The organism is Zafaria cholistanensis (assembly GCF_008580665.1).
GTDB lineage: Bacteria > Actinomycetota > Actinomycetes > Actinomycetales > Micrococcaceae > Zafaria > Zafaria cholistanensis.
In genome coordinates, this window is sequence record NZ_BKDJ01000002.1 from 159,593 (window position 1) to 183,659 (window position 24,067).

The 24,067-nt window shown below is 71.2% G+C and carries 19 protein-coding genes; 3 read left to right on the forward strand and 16 right to left on the reverse strand.

The annotated features are described in order from the left end of the window. Positions 1-66: 66 nt before the first annotated feature. The 14 genes from NCCP_RS03370 to aspS all read right to left on the reverse strand — a co-directional run bounded on the left by NCCP_RS03370 (position 67) and on the right by aspS (position 15,925). Positions 67-573, reverse strand: coding sequence for a tetratricopeptide repeat protein (locus NCCP_RS03370; RefSeq protein WP_149955801.1), 507 nt, complete (start codon positions 571-573; stop codon positions 67-69). Next, complete coding sequence (gene aroB / locus NCCP_RS03375; protein WP_149955803.1) at positions 570-1,661, reverse strand: 3-dehydroquinate synthase; 1,092 nt, start codon at positions 1,659-1,661, stop codon at positions 570-572. Before aroB ends, NCCP_RS03370 begins: the two co-directional genes overlap by 4 nt. Then, a complete protein-coding gene (locus tag NCCP_RS03380; protein ID WP_149955805.1) occupies positions 1,658-2,209 on the reverse strand; it encodes a shikimate kinase in 552 nt (183 codons plus the stop codon). The genes aroB and NCCP_RS03380 overlap by 4 nt, the downstream gene beginning before the upstream one ends. Next, entirely contained in the window at positions 2,209-3,408 is a 1,200-nt protein-coding gene (gene aroC, locus NCCP_RS03385) for a chorismate synthase (RefSeq protein ID WP_149955807.1), read from the reverse strand. The genes NCCP_RS03380 and aroC overlap by 1 nt, the downstream gene beginning before the upstream one ends. Before the next feature lie 26 nt (positions 3,409-3,434). Continuing rightward, a complete protein-coding gene (locus tag NCCP_RS03390) occupies positions 3,435-4,310 on the reverse strand; it encodes a shikimate dehydrogenase family protein (RefSeq protein ID WP_149955809.1) in 876 nt (291 codons plus the stop codon). Further along, the gene (gene mltG / locus NCCP_RS03395) at positions 4,307-5,989 is read right to left on the reverse strand and encodes an endolytic transglycosylase MltG (RefSeq protein ID WP_149955811.1); all 1,683 of its coding nucleotides are present in this window, start codon (positions 5,987-5,989) and stop codon (positions 4,307-4,309) included. Before mltG ends, NCCP_RS03390 begins: the two co-directional genes overlap by 4 nt. A 16-nt stretch (positions 5,990-6,005) precedes the next feature. Beyond that, positions 6,006-6,521, reverse strand: a complete 516-nt coding sequence (ruvX, locus tag NCCP_RS03400) for a Holliday junction resolvase RuvX (RefSeq protein ID WP_149955812.1) — start codon at positions 6,519-6,521, stop codon at positions 6,006-6,008. Continuing rightward, positions 6,518-9,199 carry an alanine--tRNA ligase gene (alaS, locus tag NCCP_RS03405; RefSeq protein WP_149955815.1) on the reverse strand — a complete coding sequence of 894 codons (2,682 nt, stop codon included), beginning with the start codon at positions 9,197-9,199 and terminating at the stop codon, positions 6,518-6,520. The genes ruvX and alaS overlap by 4 nt, the downstream gene beginning before the upstream one ends. Positions 9,200-9,247: 48 nt before the next feature. Beyond that, positions 9,248-9,493, reverse strand: a complete 246-nt coding sequence (locus tag NCCP_RS03410) for a hypothetical protein (RefSeq protein ID WP_172627276.1) — start codon at positions 9,491-9,493, stop codon at positions 9,248-9,250. Positions 9,494-9,503: 10 nt separating this feature from the next. After that, positions 9,504-9,875 (reverse strand): DUF948 domain-containing protein, encoded by a 372-nt coding sequence (locus tag NCCP_RS03415; protein ID WP_149955817.1) that lies wholly within the window; start codon positions 9,873-9,875, stop codon positions 9,504-9,506. Between the two features lie 138 nt (positions 9,876-10,013). Continuing rightward, the gene (rpsD, locus tag NCCP_RS03420; RefSeq protein WP_149955819.1) at positions 10,014-10,640 is read right to left on the reverse strand and encodes a 30S ribosomal protein S4; all 627 of its coding nucleotides are present in this window, start codon (positions 10,638-10,640) and stop codon (positions 10,014-10,016) included. 177 nt (positions 10,641-10,817) lie between these two features. Beyond that, positions 10,818-12,203 (reverse strand): replication-associated recombination protein A, encoded by a 1,386-nt coding sequence (locus NCCP_RS03425; protein WP_172627277.1) that lies wholly within the window; start codon positions 12,201-12,203, stop codon positions 10,818-10,820. A gap of 112 nt (positions 12,204-12,315) precedes the next feature. Further along, entirely contained in the window at positions 12,316-12,660 is a 345-nt protein-coding gene (locus NCCP_RS03430) for a PadR family transcriptional regulator (protein WP_149955821.1), read from the reverse strand. A 1,465-nt stretch (positions 12,661-14,125) separates the two neighbouring features. Beyond that, entirely contained in the window at positions 14,126-15,925 is a 1,800-nt protein-coding gene (gene aspS, locus NCCP_RS03435; protein WP_149955823.1) for an aspartate--tRNA ligase, read from the reverse strand. Positions 15,926-16,146: 221 nt separating this feature from the next. Between aspS and NCCP_RS03440 the strand changes: the two genes are divergently transcribed. Continuing rightward, positions 16,147-17,517 (forward strand): APC family permease, encoded by a 1,371-nt coding sequence (locus tag NCCP_RS03440; RefSeq protein ID WP_225873653.1) that lies wholly within the window; start codon positions 16,147-16,149, stop codon positions 17,515-17,517. Here the strand turns inward: NCCP_RS03440 and hisS are convergent. Then, positions 17,514-18,875, reverse strand: coding sequence for a histidine--tRNA ligase (gene hisS / locus NCCP_RS03450; protein ID WP_149955825.1), 1,362 nt, complete (start codon positions 18,873-18,875; stop codon positions 17,514-17,516). The two genes, NCCP_RS03440 and hisS, sit on opposite strands and share 4 nt — an antisense overlap. Before the next feature lie 316 nt (positions 18,876-19,191). Between hisS and NCCP_RS03455 the strand changes: the two genes are divergently transcribed. Further along, entirely contained in the window at positions 19,192-20,721 is a 1,530-nt protein-coding gene (locus NCCP_RS03455; protein ID WP_414727695.1) for a DUF349 domain-containing protein, read from the forward strand. A gap of 116 nt (positions 20,722-20,837) precedes the next feature. After that, a complete protein-coding gene (locus NCCP_RS03460; protein WP_149955830.1) occupies positions 20,838-21,623 on the forward strand; it encodes a type IV toxin-antitoxin system AbiEi family antitoxin in 786 nt (261 codons plus the stop codon). Here the strand turns inward: NCCP_RS03460 and NCCP_RS03465 are convergent. Next, entirely contained in the window at positions 21,620-23,923 is a 2,304-nt protein-coding gene (locus tag NCCP_RS03465) for a RelA/SpoT family protein (RefSeq protein WP_149955831.1), read from the reverse strand. The genes NCCP_RS03460 and NCCP_RS03465 overlap by 4 nt on opposite strands. Positions 23,924-24,067: the final 144 nt, after the last annotated feature.

The following is a 24,067-nucleotide window of genomic DNA, read 5'->3' on the forward strand; positions in this document are numbered from 1 at the left end:
CGCTCCGCCGGTGGGCGGAACCTTGCGCCGGGTGGGGCGCAGGCGTGTTTGCCAAAAATCCAGAGTCTATTCTACCCCACGGCCGGCGCGGGCCTCCGCGGCGGCCAGCGCCCGGCGGCTTGATTCGACCAGGGCCTCGGGATCCCCCGCCGCCTGGCGCAGCGCCAGCGCGGCCCGGAAGCGGGTTGCGGCGGCCAGGTAGTCGCCGGTCGCGAAGTACATGGTGCCCAGGTGCTGCTGGATCACGGCCTCGTGCCCGGTGCCGGCGTACTCGTCCAGCATGGCGCGCAGCCAGTGCAGCGCCCGCTCCGGGTTCCCGCTCACCCGCAGCACGTGCATGTCCAGGATCTTGAGCGCGAAGTTCTTCGGCTCGGCCACCCGGGCCTCGGCCAGCAGGTCCGCGGCGCCCACGGCGTCGCCACGGGCCAGCAGGACCACGATCCGGCCCTCGATGTCTTCCCCGGCCAGGGCGACGTCCGCCGCCGCCTCGTCCACGACCACCGGCAGCAGGGTCTGCGGGTCGATCGCGACGCCGGCGGCCGCGGACTCAATCCACTCGCCGGGGTCGCTCATTCGGCGATCTCCTGGTAAGCGGCGAAGAGCAGCGAGGTGTCGGGGACCTCGAGGATGCCCGGCTTGGCCAGGCCGTCCAGGACGACGAAGCGCAGCAGGTCGCCGCGGGACTTCTTGTCCCGGCGCATCCCGTCCAGCAGGGCCGCCCAGCGGTCGCGGCGGTAGCTGGTGGGCAGCCCCAGCAGGGACAGGATCTCCTTGTGCCGGTCGGCCACCCCGTCGGACAGGCGTCCGACCGAGCGGGCCAGCTCCGCGGCGAAGACCAAACCGATCGAAACCGCAGCCCCGTGCCGCATCTGGTAGCGCTCGGCCAGTTCGATTGCATGTCCCAGGGTGTGTCCGTAGTTGAGGAACTCGCGCCGTCCTGACTCGCGCAGGTCGGCGGAGACGATTTCGGCCTTCACCCGGATGGAGCGCTCGATGACCTCGCGCAGCTCGGCGGTGCCCGCGGTCGTGGAAGCGTCGGGGGCGCCCTCGATGATGGAGAGGATCTCCGGGTCGGCGATGAACCCGCACTTGACGGATTCGGCCAGGCCGGTGACCAGCTCGTTGCGCGGGAGCGTCTGCAGCGCGTCCAGGTCCACCAGGACGCCGGCGGGCGGGTGGAACGCGCCGACCAGGTTCTTACCCTCGGCGGTGTTGATGCCGGTCTTGCCGCCCACGGAGGCGTCGACCATGCCCAGGAGGCTGGTGGGGATGTGGACGACCTTCACCCCCCGCAGCCAGGTGGCGGCGACGAAGCCGGCAAGGTCGGTGACGGCGCCGCCGCCGACCGCGACGACGGCGTCGGAGCGGGTGAAGTCGTTCTGCCCCAGGACCTGCCAGCAGAACGCGGCCACCTGGATGTGCTTGCCTTCCTCGGCGTCGGGAATTTCGGCGGTGAAGGCCTGGATCCCGGCGGCATCGAGGTCGGCCTTGACGGCGTCCCCGGTGGTGCGCAGCGCGCGCGGGTGGATCACCAGGACCTTGCGCACGCGTTCGCCGAGCATGCCCGGGAGCAGCCCGAGCAGCCCGTGGCCCACGACGACGTCGTAGTTCTCCGTGGGCGCGGAGCCCGTGACGGAAATCGTGGTGGCCTGGGTGTTCATCTGGGGTCCCTCCGTGCGGGGTCGGTGCGGCGCCGGTACGCGTCGGCGATGGTCTCGGCTAGTTCCGCGGGGGTTGCCCCGCGGGTGTCGATGGTCAGCTGCGCGCAGTCGCGGTAGAGCGGCTCGCGCACGGCGAAGATTTCCGACCAGCGCTGGAGCGCGTCGTCGCCGGCGTCCAGCAGCGGCCGCCCGGTGGCGGTGCGCACGCGCGGGGCGACGGTTTCGGGGTCGGTGAGCAGGTAGACGGTGAAATGTCCGGACAGCAGCGCCCGGTTGGCGGGATCAAGCACCGCTCCCCCGCCGGTGGCCACCACGGTGGGGGTGGGGGCGGCTCCGGCCTGCTCGGCCGCGGCCGCCAGGGCCGCGGACTCGAGGCGCCGGAAGCCGGCCTCCCCGTGCTGGGCGAAGATTCCGGAGATTGGCCCCGCGCCCTGGATGACCAGCTCGTCGGTGTCCACGAACCGGGCCTCCAGCAGCCCCGCCACGGCGCGGCCGACCACGGTCTTGCCCGAGGCCATCGGACCGACCAGGAAAATTCCCGGCGGCATCAGGAGCGGACCGAGCCCAGCGCCGCAGGGATGCTCTCGAGGTAGGAGTTCAGGTTGCGCCGGACCTCGGCGACGGAGTCCCCGCCGAACTTCTCCAGCACGGCCTGGGCCAGCACGAGCGCCACCATGGCCTCGGCGACCACCCCGGCCGCCGGAACCGCGCAGACGTCCGAACGCTGGTGGTGGGCCTTGGCGTCCTCCCCGCTGGCCACGTCGATGGTGCGCAGGGCGCGCGGAACGGTGGCGATCGGCTTCATGGCCGCGCGGATGCGCAGCACGTCGCCGATGCTCATGCCGCCCTCGATGCCGCCGGCGCGGTTGGAGACGCGTTCGATCACGCCGTCCCCGGCGCGGACGATCTCGTCGTGGGCGGCCGAGCCGCGCCGGGTGGCGGTCAGGAAGCCGTCCCCGACCTCGACGCCCTTGATCGCCTGGATGCCCATCAGGGCGGCGGCCAGGCGCGCGTCGAGGCGGCGGTCCCAGTGCACGTAGGAGCCCAGCCCCGGCGGAAGGTTGTAGGCGAGGACCTCGACGACGCCGCCAAGGGTCTCGCCTTCCTTGTGGGCGGCGTCGACCTCGGCGACCATCGCCTGCGTGGTTTCGGCGTCGAAGCAGCGCAGCGGGTCGCTGTCGAGGGCAACGACGTCGGCCGGCCCGGGCAGCGCCGAGCCTTCCGGGGCGGCGACGGTCCCGACGGCAACGGTGTGGCTGACCAGGCGGATGCCCAAGGCTCCCAGGAACTTGGCGGCAACGGTGCCCAGGGCCACGCGGGCTGCCGTTTCGCGGGCGCTGGCGCGCTCCAGGACCGGGCGGGCGTCGTCGAAACCGTACTTCTGCATTCCGGTGAAGTCGGCGTGGCCGGGGCGCGGCCGGGTGAGCGGGGCGTTGCGGGCCAGGTCCGCAAGCAGCTCCGGGTCCACCGGGTCCGCGCTCATGACCTGCTCCCACTTGGGCCATTCCGTATTTCCGACCTCAATGGCGACGGGGCCGCCCTGGGTCAGGCCATGGCGGACGCCGCCGAGGAACCGCACCTCGTCCTGCTCGAACTTCATGCGGGCCCCGCGCCCGTAGCCCAGCCTGCGGCGGGCCAGCGCATCGCGCACGTCCTGCGAGCTCAGTTCGACGCCCGCGGGCATTCCCTCGACGATTCCAACCAGTGCGGGCCCATGTGATTCGCCCGCAGTCAACCAACGCAACATGCCCTCCATACTGCCACGGACCGGCGCTAGGAGGCGGGACGGGACAGGTCCACTGCGTCACACATCACGTTTGTGACACGCTCCCAGTCAGCGTCCCCGGCGCCGCTGAACAGGCGCACCTGCTCCACGGCCTGGTGCACCAGCATGGACAGGCCGCTGACAACCCGCCCGCCGGCGGCCTCCCACGCGGCGGCCAGGACGCTGGGCCAGGGGTCGTAGGCGACGTCCAGCAGCGGGGTGCGCGCGGGTACGGTGTCCACGCGCAGGGCCCCGACCATGCCGTCCGCGGCGTGCGGGGGCAGCGTGGACACCACGGCCCCGTACTCCCCCAGCCGGGCCCCGGCCTCCTCCGCGGACACGGCCCGGGCCTCGAGGCCCAGGTCCGCCGCCAGGGCCAGGACCCCGGCCGCGCGGGCCGGGGTCCGCACCACATAGTCCAGCGACGCGGCGCCGAGTTGCGCCAGGGCCTCCGTGGCGGCCGCCGCCGTGCCGCCGGCACCGAGGACCGCGGCCCGGGAGAGGCGGGTGGTTCCGGCGTCACGCAGCGCGCGCACGATCCCGGCCACATCGGTGTTCTCCCCGTGCAGGCGCACCTGCCCGGTCCCGTCCCGCGAAACCACGACGGTGTTCAGCACGCCCAACCGGGCCACCCGGTCGGAGACGGTGTCCATGAGCGGGACCATCACGTGCTTGAGCGGCATGGTGAAGGAGCCCCCGCGCCAGCCCGGTTCGCTGCGCAGCATCGCCGCAATCCGCGGCGCCTCCTCCTCGCCGCCCTCGACGGCCGTGTAGCCAATGTCGAGGCCCAGCAGGGCGTAGGCGGCGCGGTGCAGGACGGGCGAGCGGCTGTGGCCGATCGGACGCCCGAAAACCGCCGCCCGTCCCTGCGCCGGTGCGGTCACTTGCAGACGTCCGTGTTGGCCGCGCACCACCGGCGGAACTGCTCCTGGTTGACCAGGTGTTCGGCGTAGGTGCGGGCGAACTTGGTTTCGCCGGTCGTCGAATCCACGGTGACCCAGTAGTAGTAGTCGTTCTCCTGCGGGGAGATGGCCGCCTCAATGGCGGTGTTTGCCGGAGAGCCGATGGGTGTCGGCGGCAGGCCCTTGTGCACGTAGGTGTTGTACGGGTTGCCGGCGTCGGCCTTCTCCTCGGCGGTCATCTGCAGCGAGTACCGGTCCAGCCCGTAGATCACCGTCGAGTCCACCTGGAGCAGGCCGTTGGTCTCCGTGTTGTCCGGGGACAGGCGGTTCTCCAGTGCGCCGGCGACGGTGGCGTAGTCGGCGGGCAGGGCCTCGGCCTGCAGGATGCTGGCAATCTTCAGGATGCGGTACTGCTCCTGCGGGTCGGTGACGCCCTGCCCGGTCAGCTCCTTCAGCGTGGCGTCGACCATCAGTTGCAGAATCCCCTGCGCGTCGGTCTCCAGCGGGAACCTGTATTCGCCCGGGTGCAGGTAGCCCTCAAGGGTGGGGATCGAGTCGTCCAGGCCGAACAGCTCGGGCTGGGTGTTGAGCTTCTCCAGTTCGGCGGCGGGGATGCCGGTGGCGGCACTGATCTCCGTGAACACGGCGCCGGTGCGCACGTTCTGCTTGATCGCCACGTAGTGGACCTTGGCGTTGTCGCCGCCGACCAGCACGGTGGCGGCGTCGATCGCGCGCATCTGGTGCTTGAGCTGGTACTCCCCGGGGTGGATTTCCCTGCTCTCGGCCTCCACCTGGCCCAAAGCCTCGAGGAAGAGGTCCTCGCTGGCGACGATGTCCTGTTCGGCCAGGCGCCGCCCGATCTGGATCGGCCCCCAGCCGCCCTCGACGGTGAAGGTGACCTCTCCGGTGCCCGGGCCCGGGTAGTCCACGGCCGGGGCGGGGATGATCTGCTTGATGAAGGTGGCCATGCCGACGACCCCGAGCACGAAGATGCCCAGGACCACCAGCATGACGATGTTGCGCCGGCGGCGCCGCTGGCGGCGCACGCTGGGGGCGCTGCGGTGGCCGGGGAGGAACACGTGCTCGCGGCCGTGGCCGTCGTCGTAGCCCTCGTCCAGGACGTGTCCGGGGGCGGGGCCGTCCCCGGCAGGCTGGCTGCGGCCCGCGTGGCCGAGCCGGACGGCGTGGTTCCGGTGCTCGTGGTTCCGGTGCTCGTGGTGGCCCGCGTCGTGAGGGCCGTCGAAGGACGGCCCGGCCGCGGGGTCGGGGGGGCCCTCCGGTTCGGAAGAGACGGCCACGGGCCCGGGGTGCCGTTCCAGCGTCTGCAGGGGGCCGGTCGCCGTCTCCTGCTCGCGGGCCTGCCGTGCCCGGCGGCGCGGCGAGGCCGCGGCGGCAGGCATGGCCGCGGTGGGGGCGGCCGGCACCGGGGCCAGGGAGACCCCGGCCGACGGCGGTGCGGGCGTCAGGCCCTGTCCGGAGACGTCAAGGTCCCTCCCCGCAGCCCCGTCCGGGGCGGCGCCATAGGGTGCGGCCTCATCGGGCGCGGCATCGTAAGGGGCGGTCGGCTCAAGCCGGCGCCGTCCGGTGGACAGCCTGCGGAAGGGCGGGCCCGACTGCTCGGATGCCGCACCGGCGCTGCTCAGGGGGTACCTCTCGGTCACGGGAGCCGTCCTTCAGTCATCGTCCGTCATGCGGGCGCAAGCCATCATCCACGGGAATTCCCACGTCCCGTTGAAGTGATTTTTGCATATCAAGGGCCTGCTGCAGGATATCGGCGGCCGCCACCTGGTCCACGACCTGGCGGTGCCTGCGCCCGTCCAGTCCCGCCTCGCGCAGCGCCCGGTGGGCGCTGACCGTGGTCAGCCGCTCGTCGATCAGGCGCACCGCGGCGCCGGATCCTGCCGTCCGCAGCTCCACGGCCAGCGCCTCGGCGTAGGCGCGGGCCATCCGGGTGGACTCGGTGTCCCCCCCGCCCAGGGACCGGGGAAGTCCCACGAACACCTGTACCGCGTCCCGCTCCGCGGCGAGGAAGGCCAGCGCCCGCAGGTCGCTGCCCTTCTTCTCGTCCCTGCGCAGGGTCTTCAGGGGGGTCGCCAGCATCCCGTCGGGGTCGCAGGCCGCGACCCCGACGCGGGCCAGGCCCACGTCGACGCCGAGCTTGACCCCCCGCGGGAAGCCCGCCTCCGCCGTCAGGACCGCTCCGCGATCTGGCGGACGACGGCGGCCAGCGCGTCGGCGATCTTCGCCGCGTCCTGCCCGCCGCCCTGGGCAACGTCGTCCTTGCCGCCGCCGCCGCCGCCGAGGATCCCGGCGGCAGTGCGCACCAGGGCACCCGCCTTGACGCCGGCGCCGCGGGCCGCCTCGTTGGTGGCGACCAGCACGAGCGGGCGTCCGTTGGCCACACCGGCGAGGGCCACCGTGGCGGCCTCCGACCCGAGGCGGCCGCGCAGGTCCAGCGCCAGGCCGCGCAGGTCGTCCGCGGAGGCAACCGCGCCGGCGTCGTGCGCCAGGACGCGCACCCCGGCGACGTCGAGGGACTGGGTCAGCAGGCGCCCTGCCTCGGCGGCCAGCTGCTCCTTGCGCAGCCTTTCGAGTTCCTTTTCGGCGGCCCTGAGCTTGGCCACGGTCGCGGAGACGCGCTCGGCCAGCTGGTTGGAGGGCACCCGGAACATCTCGGACAGCTCGGAGACCAGGGCGCGCTCGGCGGCCCCGTGGCGGAACGCCTCCATGCCGACCAGGGCCTCGACGCGGCGGTTGCCCGATCCGACCGACTGCTCGCCCAGGAGGGTCAGCTGGCCGATCTGGGCGGTGGAGGCCACGTGCGTGCCGCCGCAGAACTCGCGGGACCAGGCGCCGTCCATCTCGACCACCCGCACGGTGTTGCCGTACTTCTCGCCGAACAGGCTCGTTGCGCCCAGGGCCTTGGCCTCGGCCAGCGGCATGACGCGGGTGAGGACCTCGTGGTTGTTGCGGATCGCGAGGTTCGCGACCTCTTCGACCTCGCTGCGGGCTGCGGCGCTCATGCCTTCGCTCCAGGTGAAGTCGAAGCGCAGGTAGCCGGCCTTGTTGAAGGAACCGGACTGCAGCGCCTCCGGACCCAGGATCTGGTGCAGGGCGGCGTGGATGATGTGCGTGGCGGAGTGGGCCTGCTCCCCGGAGTGGCGCCGCTGCCGGTCCACCTCGGCCAGGACGCGAGCGTCGGAGGGCAGTTCGCCTTCACGCACGATCGCGCGGTGCACGTTCAGGCCCCTGATCGGCGCCTGCACGTCGAGGACCTCGACGACGAAGCCGTCGCCGGTGATCAGGCCGACGTCGCCGGCCTGGCCGCCCGCCTCCGCGTAGAAGGGGGTCTCGTTCAGGACCAGCTCGATCTCCTCGCCCTGGGTGGCGAAGGGAACCAGCTCGCCGCTGCGGACGATGCCGCGGACGGCGGACTCGGTGGAAAGTTCGTCGTACCCGGTGAAGACGACGTCGCCGGCCGAATGCAGCTGGGTGAAGACCGTCAGGTCGGCGTGGCCGGCCTTCTTCTGGCGGGCGTCCTTCTGGGCGCGTTCGCGCTGTTCGGTCATCAGCTTGCGGAAGGTCGGCTCGTCGACGGCCAGGCCGGCCTCGGCGGCCATCTCCAGGGTCAGGTCGATCGGGAAGCCGTAGGTGTCGTGCAGCGTGAACGCCTCCTCGCCCGAGAGCTGGGTGCCGGCCGCCTTGGAGGCCACGACGGCCTCCTCCAGGCGCGCGGTGCCGCTGGCGATGGTGCGCAGGAACGCCTTCTCCTCGGCGTAGGCGATGCGGGAAATGCGCGCGAAATCGGTCTCCACCTCCGGGTAGACACCCTTCATCGCGTCGCGGGAGGCCGGAAGCAGCTCGGGCAGCACGGCGGTCTCGACGCCCAGCAGGCGCATGGCGCGCACCGCGCGGCGGATCAGGCGGCGCAGCACGTAGCCGCGGCCCTCGTTGGAGGGCACCACGCCGTCGGAGATCAGCATCAGGGCGGAACGGACGTGGTCGGCGACCACGCGCATGCGCACGTCGTCGGCGTGGTGGGGATCGGCGGGGTCCTCGGTGGAGGTGTACTCCTTGCCGGAGAGCTCGGCGGCCTTGTCCAGCACCGGACGGACCTGGTCCGTCTCGTACATGTTCTCGACGCCCTGCAGGATCATCGCCAGGCGCTCGAGGCCCAGGCCGGTGTCGATGTTTTTCTTCGGCAGCTCGCCGAGGATCTCGAAGTCTTCCTTGCCGATCCCCTCGCCGCGCTGGTACTGCATGAAGACCAGGTTCCAGATCTCCACGTAGCGGGTGTCGTCGGCCTCGGGCCCGCCCTCGATGCCGTAGGCGGGGCCCCGGTCGTAGAAGATCTCGGAGCAGGGGCCGGCGGGACCGGGCTGGCCGGTGGACCAGTAGTTGTCCTTCTTGCCGAATTTCTGGATGCGCTCGGCGGGAACGCCGATCTTGTCGCGCCAGATCGCCAGGGCCTCGTCGTCCTCGTGGTAGACGGTGACCCACAGCCGCTCCTGCGGCAGGCCGAAGCCGCCCTGCTCCACGGGGGTGGTCAGCAGCTCCCACGCGTAGGAGATGGCCCCTTCCTTGAAGTAGTCACCGAAGGAGAAGTTGCCGCACATCTGGAAGAAGGTGCCGTGGCGGACGGTCTTGCCGACCTCGTCGATGTCGCCGGTGCGGATGCACTTCTGCACGCTGGTGGCACGGGTGTAGGGCGGCTCTTCGCGGGCGGTGAGGTACGGGATGAATGGAACCATGCCGGCCACCGTGAACAGCAGGGAGGGGTCGCTGGAGACCAGCGAGGCGCTCGGCACGGCGGTGTGTCCCTTGGCGACGAAGAAGTCGATCCACCGGCGGGCGATGTCCTGCGATTTCATTGTGTCCTTTGGTCCCTTCGTGGTTCGGGGTAGGTCGTGGGTCCGGGCCTAGCGGCGGCGGGTGCCCGGGGTGGCGTCGGCGTCGGCGATCCCGAGGGCGGAGCGCAGTTCGGTTTCCCGGCTGGCCATGCCCTCCCGGAACGCGCCGGCGACATCATGGAATCCGTCGGCCAGGCGGGCGACGGTGCGGTTGAGGCCCTCGGCCGAAGCGGCGTCCCGGACCCGGATGATTTTGCGTGCGGCCAGGGCACCGATGCCAACACCGATGCCCACCCAGAGGATGCGATTGAACATGTGGTTCTCCCTAGCGGCTGCGTCGGCCCTTGCCGGACGGCCGGACCGCCAGGGCGGAGCGGACGCCGTGCGAGAACGCGGCAACCTTGATCAGCGGCGAGCCCAGCGTGGCAGCGGCCAGCGAGGAGAGGGCAGTGACGTTGGCGGAGGCGTCGGAAACGTTGCTGGTGATCCCGTCGACCTTGCGCAGCTGCTCGTTGGTGGTGGACACGGTGGTGGTGACCTCCTCCAGGAGCGGGCTGGTGCCTTCCGAGATCTGGCGCACGGCAAGGCGGAGTTCGTCAAAGACCTTGCCCAGCTTCCAGACGGGAACGGCCAGCAATGCCACCAGCACCGCAAAGACGCCCGCGGCGATCAGCCCGGCGATATCGGACCCTGTCATATCAACTGCTCCTCCGGTTCGGCACTACCAACGGTAGACAACACTACCGTCCGGTGGCGGATGCCACTGAGCCCGCGGCGCGGGCCGCGGGCTCAGTGGTGTGCATGGCGCACTTCCGCTTACGCGAAGGTGGTGCGCTTAGCGTGCGTAGTACTCGACGACGAGGTTCTCTTCGCAGGTCACCGGAACCTCGGCGCGCTTCGGGCGGCGCACCAGGGTGGCCTGCAGCGAGTCCAGCTTGACGTCCAGGTAGCCCGGGACGGCCGGCAGGACGTCGCGGTGGGCGCCGGCTGCGGCGATCTGGAACGGACCCATCTTCTCGGAACGCTCGTGCACGTGGATCAGCTGGCCCGGGGTGACGCGGAAGGACGGGCGGTCCACGCGGGCACCGTTGACCAGGATGTGGCGGTGCACAACCAGCTGGCGGGCCTGGGCGATGGTGCGGGCAAAGCCGGCACGCAGGACCAGGGCGTCCAGGCGCATCTCCAGCAGCTCGACCAGGTTCTCACCGGTCAGGCCGGCGGTGCGGCGGGCTTCCTCGAAGACGCGGGTCATCTGCGCCTCGCGGATGCCGTACTGGGCGCGCAGGCGCTGCTTTTCGCGCAGACGCACCGCGTAGTCGGAGTCCTGCTTCTTACGGGCACGGCCGTGCTGGCCGGGGCCGTACGGGCGGCGCTCCATGTACTTCTCAGCCTTGGGAGTCAGGGCGATGCCGAGGGCACGCGAGATGCGGACCTTGCGGCGGGCACGGGTGTTGTTAGCCACGGGTGTCCTTTTCTGTACGGCGGCTTGAATTGCTCTGGCCTCCAGGAGGGAGAGTGAGGGGAAGCCGCTCCCCTGCTACTACAGCGCGTCCCCGGGCACCCGCGAGGGCGTTGCGCTTGCGCAGCAAAGGAGGACGGCTTGCCAGCCAAAGATCCATCCTAGCACCCGGGCAGGCCGCTAGCCGCCGCGAACGATCCGGCGCACCCGCTCCAGCCGTTCCGCGATGGCACGTTCGGCCCCGTTGGCCGTGGGCTCGTAGTAGTTCCGGCCCACCAGGTCGTCCGGGGGGTACTGCTGGCGGGCGATGCCGTGGGGCTGGTCGTGGGCGTAGACGTAGCCCTTGCCATGTCCCAACTGTCCGGCCCCCGGATAGTGGGCATCGCGCAGGTGGGCCGGGATGCCCTGTCCGCGGCCGGCGCGCACGTCGGCGATGGCGGCGTTGATCCCGTTGTAGGCGGCGTTGGACTTGGGGGCGGCCGCCAGGTGGACGACGGCCTGGCCCAGGATGATGCGGGCCTCGGGCATGCCGACCAGCTGGACCGCCTGGGCAGCAGCGACGGCCGTCTGCAGCGCAGTCGGATCGGCCATGCCGATGTCCTCGGAGGCGCTGATCATCAACCGCCGGGCGATGAAGCGCGGGTCCTCCCCCGCCTCGAGCATCCGGGCAAGGTAGTGGAGGGAAGCGTCCACGTCGGAGCCGCGGATGGACTTGATGAAGGCACTGGCCACGTCGTAGTGCTGGTCCCCGGCGCGGTCGTAGCGCTGCACCGCGGCATCCATGGCCCGCTCGGCGTGCACTGCCTCGATGCGGACGGTTTCGGCGCCGTGCTCGGCGGCCTCGCCCCAGGCGACGCCGGCCGCGGCCTCCAGCGCCGTCAGGGAACGCCGCGCATCCCCGCCGGACAGCCGCACCAGGTGCTCCAGCGCCTCGCCGGCCAGCTCCACGGTGCCGCCGAGGCCACGTTCGTCGGCAACGGCACGGAGCAGCAGTTGCCGGATGTCCCCCTCCTCCAACGGTTTGAGCGTGAGCATCAGCGAACGCGACAGCAGCGGGGAGACAACCGAGAAGGAGGGATTCTCGGTTGTGGCGGCCACCAGCACGACCCACCGGTTTTCGACGCCGGGCAGCAGCGCGTCCTGCTGGGCCTTGTTGAAGCGGTGGATCTCGTCCAGGAACAGCACCGTGGTGCGGCCATGGAGGTCTCGGTCCGTGAGCGCCTGGTCCATCACCCGGCGCACGTCCTTCACTCCCGCGGTGATCGCGCTGAGTTCAACGAACTTCCGTCCCGAGCCGCGGGCAATCACGTGCGCCAGCGTCGTCTTGCCCGTGCCCGGGGGGCCCCACAGAATGATGCTGGCCGGTCCCGCCGGCCCCGATCCGTCGGCTCCCGCCAGCTGCCGCAGCGGCGACCCGGGCTTGAGGAGGTGCGCCTGCCCGACCAGTTCGTCCAGCGTGCGGGGGCGCATGCGCACGGCCAGCGGCGCCCGGGGCCGCCCCGGCATGTCCCCGGTCGGCCCGGTCCCGAAGTCGTCCTCGTCCGCCGCGCTGAACAAATCATTCACGGCCCCAGTCTAGGAGCCGAGGGACCCGTGCCGAGCGAAGCGAGGTGCGGGAGGGTCCTGGACGCTAGGAGCCGCGGGACGGATTCTCCCCCGTTTCCGCCTGCCGCGGGCCTTACTGCTCGTGGGGCCGGGAAACGGTGGACTGGAAACTGTCCCAGAGCATGCGCAGGGTACGCAGCCGCTCGCGGCCGGAAGCGGTGAGTGCATAGACCTTCCGGCCCGGTGCGCCCCGGCCCTCCTTCCAGGCGCCGCGGATGTAGCCGGCCTCCTCGAGCTTGCCCAGCGCCGGATACAGGGTTGCCCCTTTCAGCGGAGAAAACCCCCGCTCTTCCAGCTTCTTCGCCAAGGCGTATCCGTGGTTCGATCCGTTTTCCAGTCCGGCCAGCAGGCACATGGGCAGCAGGGCGCGCTGCCAGGTGCCCGGATAGCGCGGGAATCCCCCGGTCTCAGCGGGCATGGCGGCCTCCCCGCCCCCCGGGTGTCTCTGGATTTGTTGAACCTTGCGTGATGTATGACTGGGACTGCATGCGGACCTCCCGGGTGGTAAGTCGGAAACCGATCTAGATTATTAACAGATCCTACGGCACGGCGGCCAAAAAATCACCGCTGCCGCACCCTGATCCCTGCCGCCTGATTCCTGCTGCCGCAAAAGTCCGGGCGCCCCGGGGCGGCGCTGCCCTCGGCCATCGCGCCGCCCCGGCTCCCCGTACCGGACCGGGAAGCGGGCCGGCCGGAGCCAACCCCCTCCCCCGGCACGCTTCCCCGCCCCCGGCGCACCTCCCCCACTGCACCCGCTTACCCGCTTACCTGCGCCTGCTGACCTGGACCCGCTTCATGACACTTCGCGGCGCCTTCCCTGCGGCACTTTTTCTTCAGGCTTTCTTTACAAGGCATCCCCCTTAGCCCTCCTCAGCGCGCCGCCACCTCCCGCCCCGGTCCCGCCCGACGGTCTTTTCCCGCCCGCGGCACAAGCCCCGCTCTTCTTTGCATTTTTGGAGGCTTGGCTTGCAGATGGGCTGCAACGGTTGGGGCGGCTAGTCCAAAATCCGATCTAGAATATATATAGGAATAAAGGGGAGTGGATTCCCAACTCCGCCGACCACCCCCTGTACCGTGCAGCCACCCCTTGCCCTCCCCTGGCCACGGCGGAGGGGCTGTTCCGCCAAAGCGCAGTCCTGGCCCGATGCGTGCCCCACTCCGCCCCCACAGTCCTGCCCTGCCCCATCCCGTTCTGTCCTGTCCCGTCCTGCCTCATTCACTGGCCGGCGCTGGCCGGCGCTGGCCGATTCTGTCCGGTTCGGGCCGCCGATCCGCCGCACCACTCCCCCCGGGAACGGTTCCGCGCGGCAGGTTCCGCCACAGTCCCTTCCAGCCGCAGTCCTCTCCCCTGCGCCGCTCCCCTGACGCTCTCCCCTGAGGGGGCATATCCCGCCGAAAGGAACGCCATGGCGGCTCGCCCGGCGCAGCCCTTCCCCGGTGGCCCCGTTCCTCGGGGCTGTTTTTTGGAAAGGTGGGGGTTTCCCTCAAGGCATGACCCGCTCTGGGGCACTATTCAAAAATCCGATCTAGCATATATAAATGGATAGAGGGAAGCGGATACCGGTCCCCACCAGCCACATCCTGACAGCAGTGCGGTACTGCCCCATCCCCAGCAGCCCCGTTCACAGCACACTGTCCACCCCGCGCCACCCGCCCAGCGCAACCCAGCCCGCGCTACTCCGGCCACGCGGCTCCACCCGCGCAGGCCGCGCAGGGCTGAGGGCCGAAAGGCTCCACGACGGACGCCGTTGGCGGAACACGGCAAAGGCGGGGCGGGTCCCACGCAACGTGTGCTGCGTAGGACCCGCCCCGCCGTCGTTCCGGACCGTAACGGTCCGTGCCGTGCGCCGCTGCCGGCGCCCGGCGCCGCCTGCCCGCCGGTGCTACTTGGCTTCGGCGGCTTCCTTCTTGGCCTCGGCCTTCTTCGGCTCAGGCTTGGCGTCCACCCCGGCCTCCTTGCGCTGCTGCGGGGTGATGGGAGCCGGAGCGGCGGTCAGCGGGTCGAAGCCGCCGCCGGTCTTGGGGAAGGCGATCACTTCGCGGATGGAATCCTCGCCGGCCAGCAGGGCCACCACGCGGTCCCAACCGAAGGCGATGCCGCCGTGCGGCGGGGCGCCGTACTTGAAGCCCTCCAACAGGAAGCCGAACTTCTCGTTCGCGGCCTCCTCGTCGATGCCCATCACCTTGAACACGCGCTCCTGGATGTCCGCGCGGTGGATGCGGATGGATCCGCCACCGATTTCGTTGCCGTTGCAGACGATGTCGTACGCGTAGGCGAGGGCGTTTTCCGGGTCGGTGTCGAACGTGTCGATGAACTCCGGCTTCGGGGAAGTGAAGGCGTGGTGCACGGCGGTCCACTTGCCGGCGCCGACGGCCACGTCCCCGGAAGCGACGGCAGCCTCGGCGGCCTCGAACAGCGGTGCGTCGACGATCCACACGAACGCCCAGTCGCCGTCCTTGATCAGGCCGGTGCGGTGGCCGATCTCCACGCGGGCCGCGCCGAGCAGCGCGCGAGCCTCATGCCGGGAGCCGGCGGCGAAGAAGATGCAGTCGCCGGGGTTGGCCCCAACCGTGGAGGCGAGGTTCTCACGCTCGAAGTCGGTCAGGTTCTTGGCCACCGGGCCGGTCAGCTCGCCGGACTCCTGGACCAACACGTAGGCCAGGCCCTTGGCCCCGCGCTGCTTGGCCCACTCCTGCCAGGCGTCGAGGGTGCGGCGGGCCTGCGAGGCTCCGCCGGGCATGACCACGGCGCCGACGTACGGGGCCTGGAACACGCGGAAGGTGGTGTCCTTGAAGAAGTCGGTAAGCTCGGTCAGTTCCAGGCCGAAGCGTAGGTCCGGCTTGTCGGAGCCGTACTTGTGCATGGCCTCGGCGTAGGTCATGCGGCGGATCGGGGTCGGGATCTCGACGTCGATCAGCTGCCACAGCGCCTTCACGATGGACTCGCCCAGGGCAATGACGTCGTCCTGTTCGACGAACGAGGCCTCGATGTCCAGCTGGGTGAACTCCGGCTGGCGGTCGGCACGGAAGTCCTCGTCGCGGTAGCAGCGGGCAATCTGGTAGTACTTCTCGAACCCGCCCACCTGCAGCAGCTGCTTGAACAGCTGCGGGGACTGGGGCAGCGCGTACCACGAGCCCGGGGCCAGGCGCGCCGGAACCAGGAAGTCGCGGGCACCTTCCGGGGTGGAGCGGGTCAGGGTCGGGGTTTCGATCTCAACGAACCCGTCCTTGTGCAGCAGCTCGCGGGCGACGCGGTTGGCTTCCGAGCGCAGGCGGATGTTGGCGTTGGGCGCCGGGCGGCGCAGGTCCAGGTACCGGTGGCGCAGGCGCGCCTCCTCGCCGACCTCGACGTGCTCGTCGATCTGGAACGGCAGCGGGGCGGCAGTGTTGAGCACGACGACGGCCTCGGCGATGACCTCCACCTCGCCGGTGGCCAGCGCCGGGTTTTCGTTGCCCTCCGGACGGCGTTCGACAGTGCCGGTCACCTGCAGGACGAACTCGTTGCGCAGGTGGTGGAAGTCGGCTTCGTCGCGGACCACGATCTGGGAAACGCCGGAAGCGTCGCGCAGGTCCACGAAGGCGACGCCTCCGTGGTCGCGGCGGCGGGCCACCCAGCCGGCCAGGGTCACGGTCTGTCCAATGTGCTCGGCCCTGAGGGATCCCAAGTCATGAGTGCGCAGCACTACGGTCCTTTCGGAGGGGAAACGCCCACGGCAACACAAGGCGGCAACGGGGCGGTGTGGTTTGATCAATCCCGATCGAGTTTACCGCCACCGGCGCCCGATGGTTGCCCGCCGGCCGCCGGAGCCGCCGCCTGATGCTTCCTCATGCGGGCCCCGCCACCACGCCGCCGCCACCGCACCCGGGACAGTCCATTCCGCCCAGAAAGCCGACGAGGCCCCGCATGCCCACACCTCCCGCCCGTCCCATGCCGCTGCGGCGCTCCCTGGGCGTCGTCGACGCCACCACCCTGGGGGTCGGCTCGATGGTCGGGGCCGGGGTTTTCGTGGTCTTCTCCCCCGTTGCCGCCCGCGCCGGGGGGCTGCTGTGGGCCGCCCTCCTGGCCGCCGGCGGCATCGCCGTGGCCAACGCACTGGCCGTCGCTGCCCTGGCCGCCGCGCATCCGCACAGCGGCGGAGCCTACCTGTATGGGCGACTGCGGCTGGGCAGGTGGCCCGGCTTCCTGGCCGGTTGGGGGTTCGTCACGGGCAAGACGGCCTCCTGTGCCGCCATGGCCCACGCCTTCGCCACCTACGCGGCCCCCGGGGCCGCCGTGCCGCTGGCCATCGGTGCGGTGGCAGCCGTGACGGCCGTGAACCTGCTCGGCATCACCCGCACCGCCGGGGCGGCCCGGCTGCTGGCCGCCCCGGTGGTGGGGCTCCTGGCGTTCGTCGTGGCGGCATCGTTCGCTTCCCCCGGGCATCCTGCGCCGCTGCCGGCCTCCGCGCAGCCAACGGCCTGGGCCGTGCTGCAGGCCGCCGGACTGCTGTTTTTCGCGTTCGCCGGCTATGCGCGCATCGCCACCCTGGGCGAGGAGGTCAAGGATCCCGAGCGCACCATCCCGGCGGCGATTGCCCTGGCGCTGGGGTTCACGCTGGTCCTCTATGGGCTGCTGGCTGCCGCGCTGGTCCATCTGCTGGGCGTGGACGGCCTGGCCGCGGCCACCGCCCCGGTGCGCGAGGCCGTGATCCTGCTGGGCGCCCCCGCCTGGCTGGCCGCCGCCGGGGCGGCCCTGGCCAGCCTGGGGGCCCTGATGGCGCTGCTGGCCGGCATCTCCCGCACGGCGCTCGCGATGGCCCGCGAAGGCGATCTCCCCGCCCGCTTCGCCGCCGTTTCGCCGAAGCGTTCGGTGCCGTGGCTGGCCGAGGTTTCCGTGGCCGCGGTGGTCGTGGTCCTGCTGCTGTCCACCGACCCGACCACGATCATCGGCTTCTCCAGCTTCGGCGTGCTGGTCTACTACGCGGTCGCCAACGCCGCCGCGCTCACCCTGCCGCGGCGGAACGGCAAACTCGGGACCGGCAAGCTCCCGGCCGGCGGCCGGCGGCCGGACATCCCGACGCCGGAACCTGCGCAGCCGGGACCTGCGCAGCCGGAGCCTTCCCGGCCTCCGCGGCCGTGGTACTGCCCGCGGTGGCTGAACGCCGCAGGCCTGGCCGGATGCCTGCTGCTGGCGTTCACGCTGCCCGGGGCCAGCGTGGCCACGATGCTGGCGGTGTTCGCCGCGGGAGTGGCCGTGCGCGCGGTGGCCCTCGCCGTGCGGCGGCGGGCCGGCTAGGCCGTGACGGCCGCCGGGGACGCGGCCGGGAGGATCCGCACGTGCAGGTCTTCGGCCGGCGGGGTCCAGGTCGCCGGATCCGCGGGGACCTGCTCGCCGGAGCGGATGTCCTTGACCTCGTGGGAGCCCTCGGCGGAGGTGAACCAGACGAAGGGGATGCCGCGGCGGTCCGCGTACTTGATCTGCTTGCCGAACTTCTCCGCCTTCGCGGCGACCTCGACGGCGATGCCGCGGGCGCGCAGGGCGGCGGCGATGTCCTGCGCCTCCGGCCAGGAGTCGTCGTGGGCCAGGGTGACCAGCACGGCAGTGGGGACGGAGCGGGTCGCGGCGGCGGTTTCCTCGGCCAGCATGCGGGACACCAGCCGGGTGACGCCGATGGAGAGGCCGACTCCGGGGAACGTGCGGCTGCCCTTGGAGGCGAGGGACTCGTAGCGGCCGCCCGAGCAGATCGATCCGAGCTGTTCGTGCCCGACCAGCACGGTCTCGTAGACGGTGCCGGTGTAGTAGTCCAGGCCACGGGCGATCGAGAGGTCCGCAACCACCTGTCCGGGGGCCCGCGTGGAGGCGGCCCCGATCACCTGGGCCAGTTCGTCCAGGCCCTGGTCCAGGAGCGGGTGCTCGACGCCGAGGGCGCGGACCTGCTCGACGAACGAGGTGTCGGTGGTGCGGATGCCGGCCAGCGCCAGTGCCGCGGCGGCCTGGCCGGCGGTGGCGCCAAGTTCGGTCCTGAGCAGCTCGGCGACCTTCTCCGGACCGATCTTCTCCAGCTTGTCGATGCTGCGCAGCACCCCGGCCGTGTCCTCCAGGCCCAGGCCCAGGTAGAAGCCCTCGGCCAGCTTGCGGTTGTTCACGCGCAGGCGGAACTCGCCGATCGGCAGCGCGGAGAGCGCCTCCGCGATGACCAGCGCCAGCTCGACGTCGTAGCGGAACGGCAATTCGCCGTCGCCCACGACGTCGATGTCCGCCTGCGTGAATTCGCGGAAGCGTCCGTCCTGGGGGCGTTCGCCGCGCCACACCTTCTGGATCTGGTAGCGGCGGAACGGGAACGCGAGGTGGCCCGAATTCTCCACCACGTAGCGGGCGAACGGGACGGTGAGGTCGAAGTGCAGGGCCAGCGCGTTCGGGTCCTGCCTGCCGGCCTCGCCCTCCTCGGCCTGCAGGCGGCTGAGCCCGTAAACCTCCTTGTCGATCTCGCCCTTGCGCAGCAGCTGGCCGACGGTCTCGACGGCCCGCGTTTCGATGTTGCTGAAGCCATGGAGCTCGAAGGTCTTCCGCAGGGTGTCCAGGACGTGCAGTTCCACGAGTCGTTCGGCGGGCAGCCACTCGGGGAAGCCGGACAGGGAGGCCTTGCGTGCCATGGGTCGAATACTCCTTAAACGGTTCGCGTGGGCCGCGGGACGGGCGGGCCCGCCTTTCCCGGCAGGTCCCGCCAGTGCGGCGCGCCTCCCAGTCTAGGGGCAGTACGGCAACGGCAGCGCAGGACAGCAACGAACGCAGTACAGCAAACGCAGTACAGCAACGGCAGCGCAGTACGGCCGCTCCGGAAACGGGGCGCCCGCCCCCAGTGCCCGTAGCCGCACGGAAGGGGCCGGGGCGCAGGGGCCGGCCAGGGCGCGGGGGCGCTTCGCCGCGGAGCAAACTACCTGCGGACCGGGCGACTCGGTAGAGTGGCCGGTGATACTTGCGTCCCGGAACGGTTCCGGGGCCGATCCGAGCGAAAGAGTTCCAGCGGTGACCACCAGTCAGCAATCCGACGACAACGTCCAGCCCGCCACCACCGACGAGGCCGCCCCGGCGGCCCCCACGGCGGTTCCTGCGCCGTCCCCAGCCCCAACCCCCGCGGCGCCCTCCCCCGCTGCAGTGGCCGGAGGTGCCCCGTCCCCGGCCGCCGTCGCCCGCCCGGCGAAGAAGGCTGCCGCCCCGGTGGCGGCTCCGCCGGCCTACAGCACGCCGCTGGAGGAGGCCGCGAAGTTCGGCCGCGTCACCGAGGATGGCCACGTGTTCGTCCTGGTCGGGGGCGAGGAGCACCCGGTGGGCCAGTACCCGGACGCGACCGCCGAGGAGGCGCTGGCGTACTTCGTGCGCAAGCACGACGACGTCGTCAGCCAGGTCATGCTGCTTGAACAGCGGGTCGCGGCCAAGGCGCCGAGCGCGGACATGGGCAAGACCGTGGACCACCTGGCCCAGGCCGTCGCCGAAAAGGGCATGGTCGGCGACCTTGCCGCCCTGCAGGCCCGCCTCGAGGCCCTGCGGGCCGGGGTCGCCGAGCTGCAGAAGGCCGAGCAGGCCGCCACCGAGACCCGCCGTGCCGAGGAGCTGGCCGCGCGCGAGGCGATCGTCGCCGAAGCCGAAGAACTTGCCGGCAGGGACCCCTCGACGGTCCAGTGGAAGCAGGGCAGCACCCGCATGAACGAGCTGTTCGAGCAGTGGAAGGCCGCGCAGAAGAACGGTCCGCGCCTGGGCCGGGCCACCGAGGATGCGCTGTGGAAGCGCTTCCGCGGCGCCCGCACCACCTTCGACCGTCACCGCCGTGCGTTCTTCTCCCAGCTGGATGCCGACAACGCCGAGGCCAAGGCCGCCAAGGAGGCCCTGATCGCGCGCGCCGAGGAACTCTCCCACTCCACCGACTGGGCCAACACGGCGGCCGAGTACCGGCGCCTGATGGACGAGTGGAAGGCTTCCAAGCGCGCCTCCCGCAAGGACGACGACGCCCTCTGGTCCCGCTTCCGCGCCGCCCAGGACGTCTTCTTCAACGCCCGCCAGAACGCCAATGCCGCTTTGGACCAGGAGTTCGAGGCGAACCTGGCCGTCAAGGAGCAGCTGCTCGCCGAGGCGCAGGCGCTGCTGCCGATCACCGACCTGGCCGCCGCCAAGAAGTCCCTGGACTCCATCCGCGACCGCTGGGAGGCGGCCGGCAAGGTCCCGCGGGCCGCCATGCAGCGCACCGAAGCCGGACTGCGCCAGGTCGAGGACGCCGTGCGCAACGCCGAGGACGAGCAGTGGCGCCGGTCCAACCCGGAGACCAAGGCCCGCACCAACAGCATGCTGACCCAGCTGGAGGAGACCATCGCGTCCCTGGAAGAGGACCTTGAGGTGGCCCGCGGCAAGGGCAACGAAGGCAAGATCCGGGCCGCCGAGGAGGCCCTGGAGGCCCGCCGCGCCTGGCTTGAGACGCTGCGCAAGTCCGCCGCGGACTTCCAGTAGCCGCACCGCGGGGCGGACCAGCCAACGGTCCGCCCCGCACCAGGGGGCGGCCGCCGATATCCACAATCGGCGGCCGCCCCCTGGCGCGTCCGGGTGCCCTTTGCGAGGGTGGACCCATGCCCGCAGCCAGCCCAGCCTTCCACCCGCTTCCCCACCCCGGCGACCCGTACTCCGGCGACCCGTGCTCCGGCGACCAGTGCCCGGGCATCCGGTGCCCCGGCCACCCGCCGGCGCTCTTCCTGCCCGGGCAGGTCTTCGCCGCCGCGGAGCTGGCGGCCATGGCGTTGGAGGGCATCGTGCGGGAGGTGCTGCCGCGGGCCTACGCCCCGACCCGGACGCCGGAGGGCCCACACCTGCGGGCCGCCGCCGCGGGGCTGCTGGCCGGTACGCGGCTGCGCAACGGCGCGGTGGGACGGCTGAGCGCCGCGTGGATCCACGGATGCGGTCCGGCCCCCGGGCGGCTGGAGGTGCTGGTTCCCCGTTTCCACCGCTTGCCCGCGCGCGCCGACCCGCTGCCGGTGCACCTGAGCGAGGCGAAGCTGGACGCGGAGGACATCGTGCGGATCGGCGGGGTACCGGTCACTTCGGCGCCGCGGACCGCGGTGGACGTCGCACTCTCGGCCGCCGAGCCGGAGGCGCTGGCGGTGCTCTCCCGCCTGCTGGGTTCGCCCCGGCTGGGCTGCACGGGCCCGGCCGTGCTGGACCTGCTGGAGCGCCAGGCCCGCCGGCCCGGCAAGGCACGGGCCCGCGAACGGATCGAGCGGGTGCTGGGCGCGGACGCCGGATCCGGCAGCACCCCGTCAGGCCGCGTCCCGTCAGACCGCACTGCGCCGGACCGTACTGCGCCGGACCGCACCCCGCCTGTCCGAATCCTGTCCGTCGGGACGGGGGCGGGCCGCTAGATGCGGCGCTGGCCCGCCGTCGTGCGGTACACGTCGTAGACGCCGTCAATGCGGCGCACGGCGTTCAGCACATGGTGCAGGTACTTCGTGTCGCCCATCTCAAAGGAGAACCTGGACATGGCCACCCGGTCGCGGGTGGTGTTCACGCTTGCCGAGAGGATGTTGACGTGGTTCTCGGACAGCACCCGGGTGACATCGGAGAGCAGGGACTTGCGGTCCAGGGCCTCCACCTGGATCTCCACCAGGAAGACGCTGGACTTGGTGGGCGCCCACTGGACGTCGACGATCCGGTCCGGCTCCGACAGCAGCTCCTGCAGGTTCACGCAGTCGGTGCGGTGCACGGAGACACCCGAGCCCCGGGTCACGAACCCCTTGATGGGGTCCGGCGGAACCGGGGTGCAGCAGCGGGCCAGCTTGGCCAGCACGTCGCCGGCGCCCTGGACGACGACGCCCGAATCGGAGGCCTTGTGCCGCTGCGGGACGTTCACGATCGAGGTCTCGTCGAACGCGGTGTCCTCGACGTGGGCCGGCCCCACCAGCGCGGTGAGGTGCTCGATGACGTTCTGCGCGGACGTGTGCCCGTCGCCGACCGCCGCGTAGAGCGCGGTGATGTCGGTGTGCCGCAGCTCGTGCGCGACCGCCGTGAGGGTGTCGTGCGTCATCAGCTTCTGCAGCGGCAGGTTGTTCTTCCGCAGCGCCTTGGTGAGCAGGTCCTTGCCCTTGTCGATCGCCTCCTCGCGGCGTTCACGGGTGAACCACTGGCGGATTTTGTTGCGGGCCCGGGCGCTCTTGACGAATCCCTGCCAGTCCTGGCTGGGGCCGGCGCCCTCGGCCTTGGAGGTGAAGATCTCCACCCAGTCGCCGTGGTTGAGCTCGCTGTTCAGCGGAACCAGCTTGCCGTTGACGCGGGCGCCGATGGTGCGGTGCCCCACCTCGGTGTGCACTGCGTAGGCGAAGTCCACCGGGGTGGACCCGGCCGGCAGGGCCATGACCTCGCCCTTGGGGGTGAACACGAACACCTCGGCCGCGTTGATCTCGAACCGCAGGGAGTCCAGGAACTCGCCCGGGTCGCGGGTCTCCTGCTGCCAGTCGAGCAGGCTGCGCAGCCAGCCCATGTCCGTCCCGTCGGGGGCGTCCTCGCCCTTGGCCGCGGGATTCTTGTACTTCCAGTGCGCGGCAACGCCATACTCGGCCCGGCGGTGCATGTCGTGGGTGCGGATCTGGATCTCCACGGGCTTGCCGCCGGGGCCGATGACCGTGGTGTGCAGGGACTGGTACATGTTGAACTTGGGCATCGCGATGTAGTCCTTGAACCGGCCCGGCAGCGGGTTCCAGCGCGCGTGCAGCGCTCCCAGGGTCGCGTAGCAGTCGCGGACGGAGTCCACGAGCACGCGCACTCCCATCAGGTCGTGGATGTCGTTGAACTCCTTCCCGCGCACGATCATCTTCTGGTAGATCGAGTAGTAGTGCTTGGGCCGGCCGGTGATGGTCGCCTTGATCCGCGCCTGGTGCAGGTCCTCGCCGATTTGGGACCGGACGGTGGAAAGGTACTTCTCGCGCTCGGGGGTGCGGTCCCCCACCATGCGCACGATCTCCTCGTACACCTTCGGATGCAGCGCGGCGAAGGAAAGGTCCTCCAGTTCCCACTTGATGGTGTTCATGCCCAGCCGGTGGGCCAGCGGGGCGAAAATCTCCAGCGTTTCGCGGGCCTTCTTGGCGCTGGACTCCGGGGAGACGTAGCGCCAGGTGCGGGCGTTGTGCAGCCGGTCCGCGAGCTTGATCAGCAGCACCCTGATGTCCTTGGACATCGCCACGACCATCTTCCGCACGGTCTCCGCCTGGGCGGCCTCGCCGAACTGGACCTTGTCCAGCTTGGTGACCCCGTCCACCAGCATGGCGACCTCGGGGCCAAACTCGCGGCGCAGGTCCTCCAGGGAGTAGGAGGTGTCCTCGACGGTGTCGTGCAGCAGCGCGGCGGCCAGGGTGGTCCCGGTCATGCCCATTTCGGCCAGGATGGTGGCAACGGCCACCGGGTGGGTGATGTACGGGTCCCCGCTCTTGCGCTTCTGCCCCTCGTGGTAGCGCTCGGCCACCGCGTAGGCGCGGGTGATCAGCTCCAGGTCCTCGCGCGGGCTGTTGGCGCGCACGGTGCGCAGCAGGGGCTCGAGGATGGGAGGCTGCCCGGACGGGTTGCGCCCGGCCAGCCTGGCCAGGCGCGACATGGCACGCTCCCTGCGGCCGGGCACCGGACGGCCCGAAGGCTGCGGCCCCGGAGCGGCGTGGACGGGCTGTTCAGCCATGGCTGCTCCTTTCACTGCGGACCGTGTGGGCGGATCCTTCGGCCTGGCAACCGCCTGCGGGGACCCGGTGGGGACATCCCCGGCTGACAGGCGGTGAATCTAGGGTATAGCAACAGCGCCGCGACGACGGCGGGGGCGCCGGCG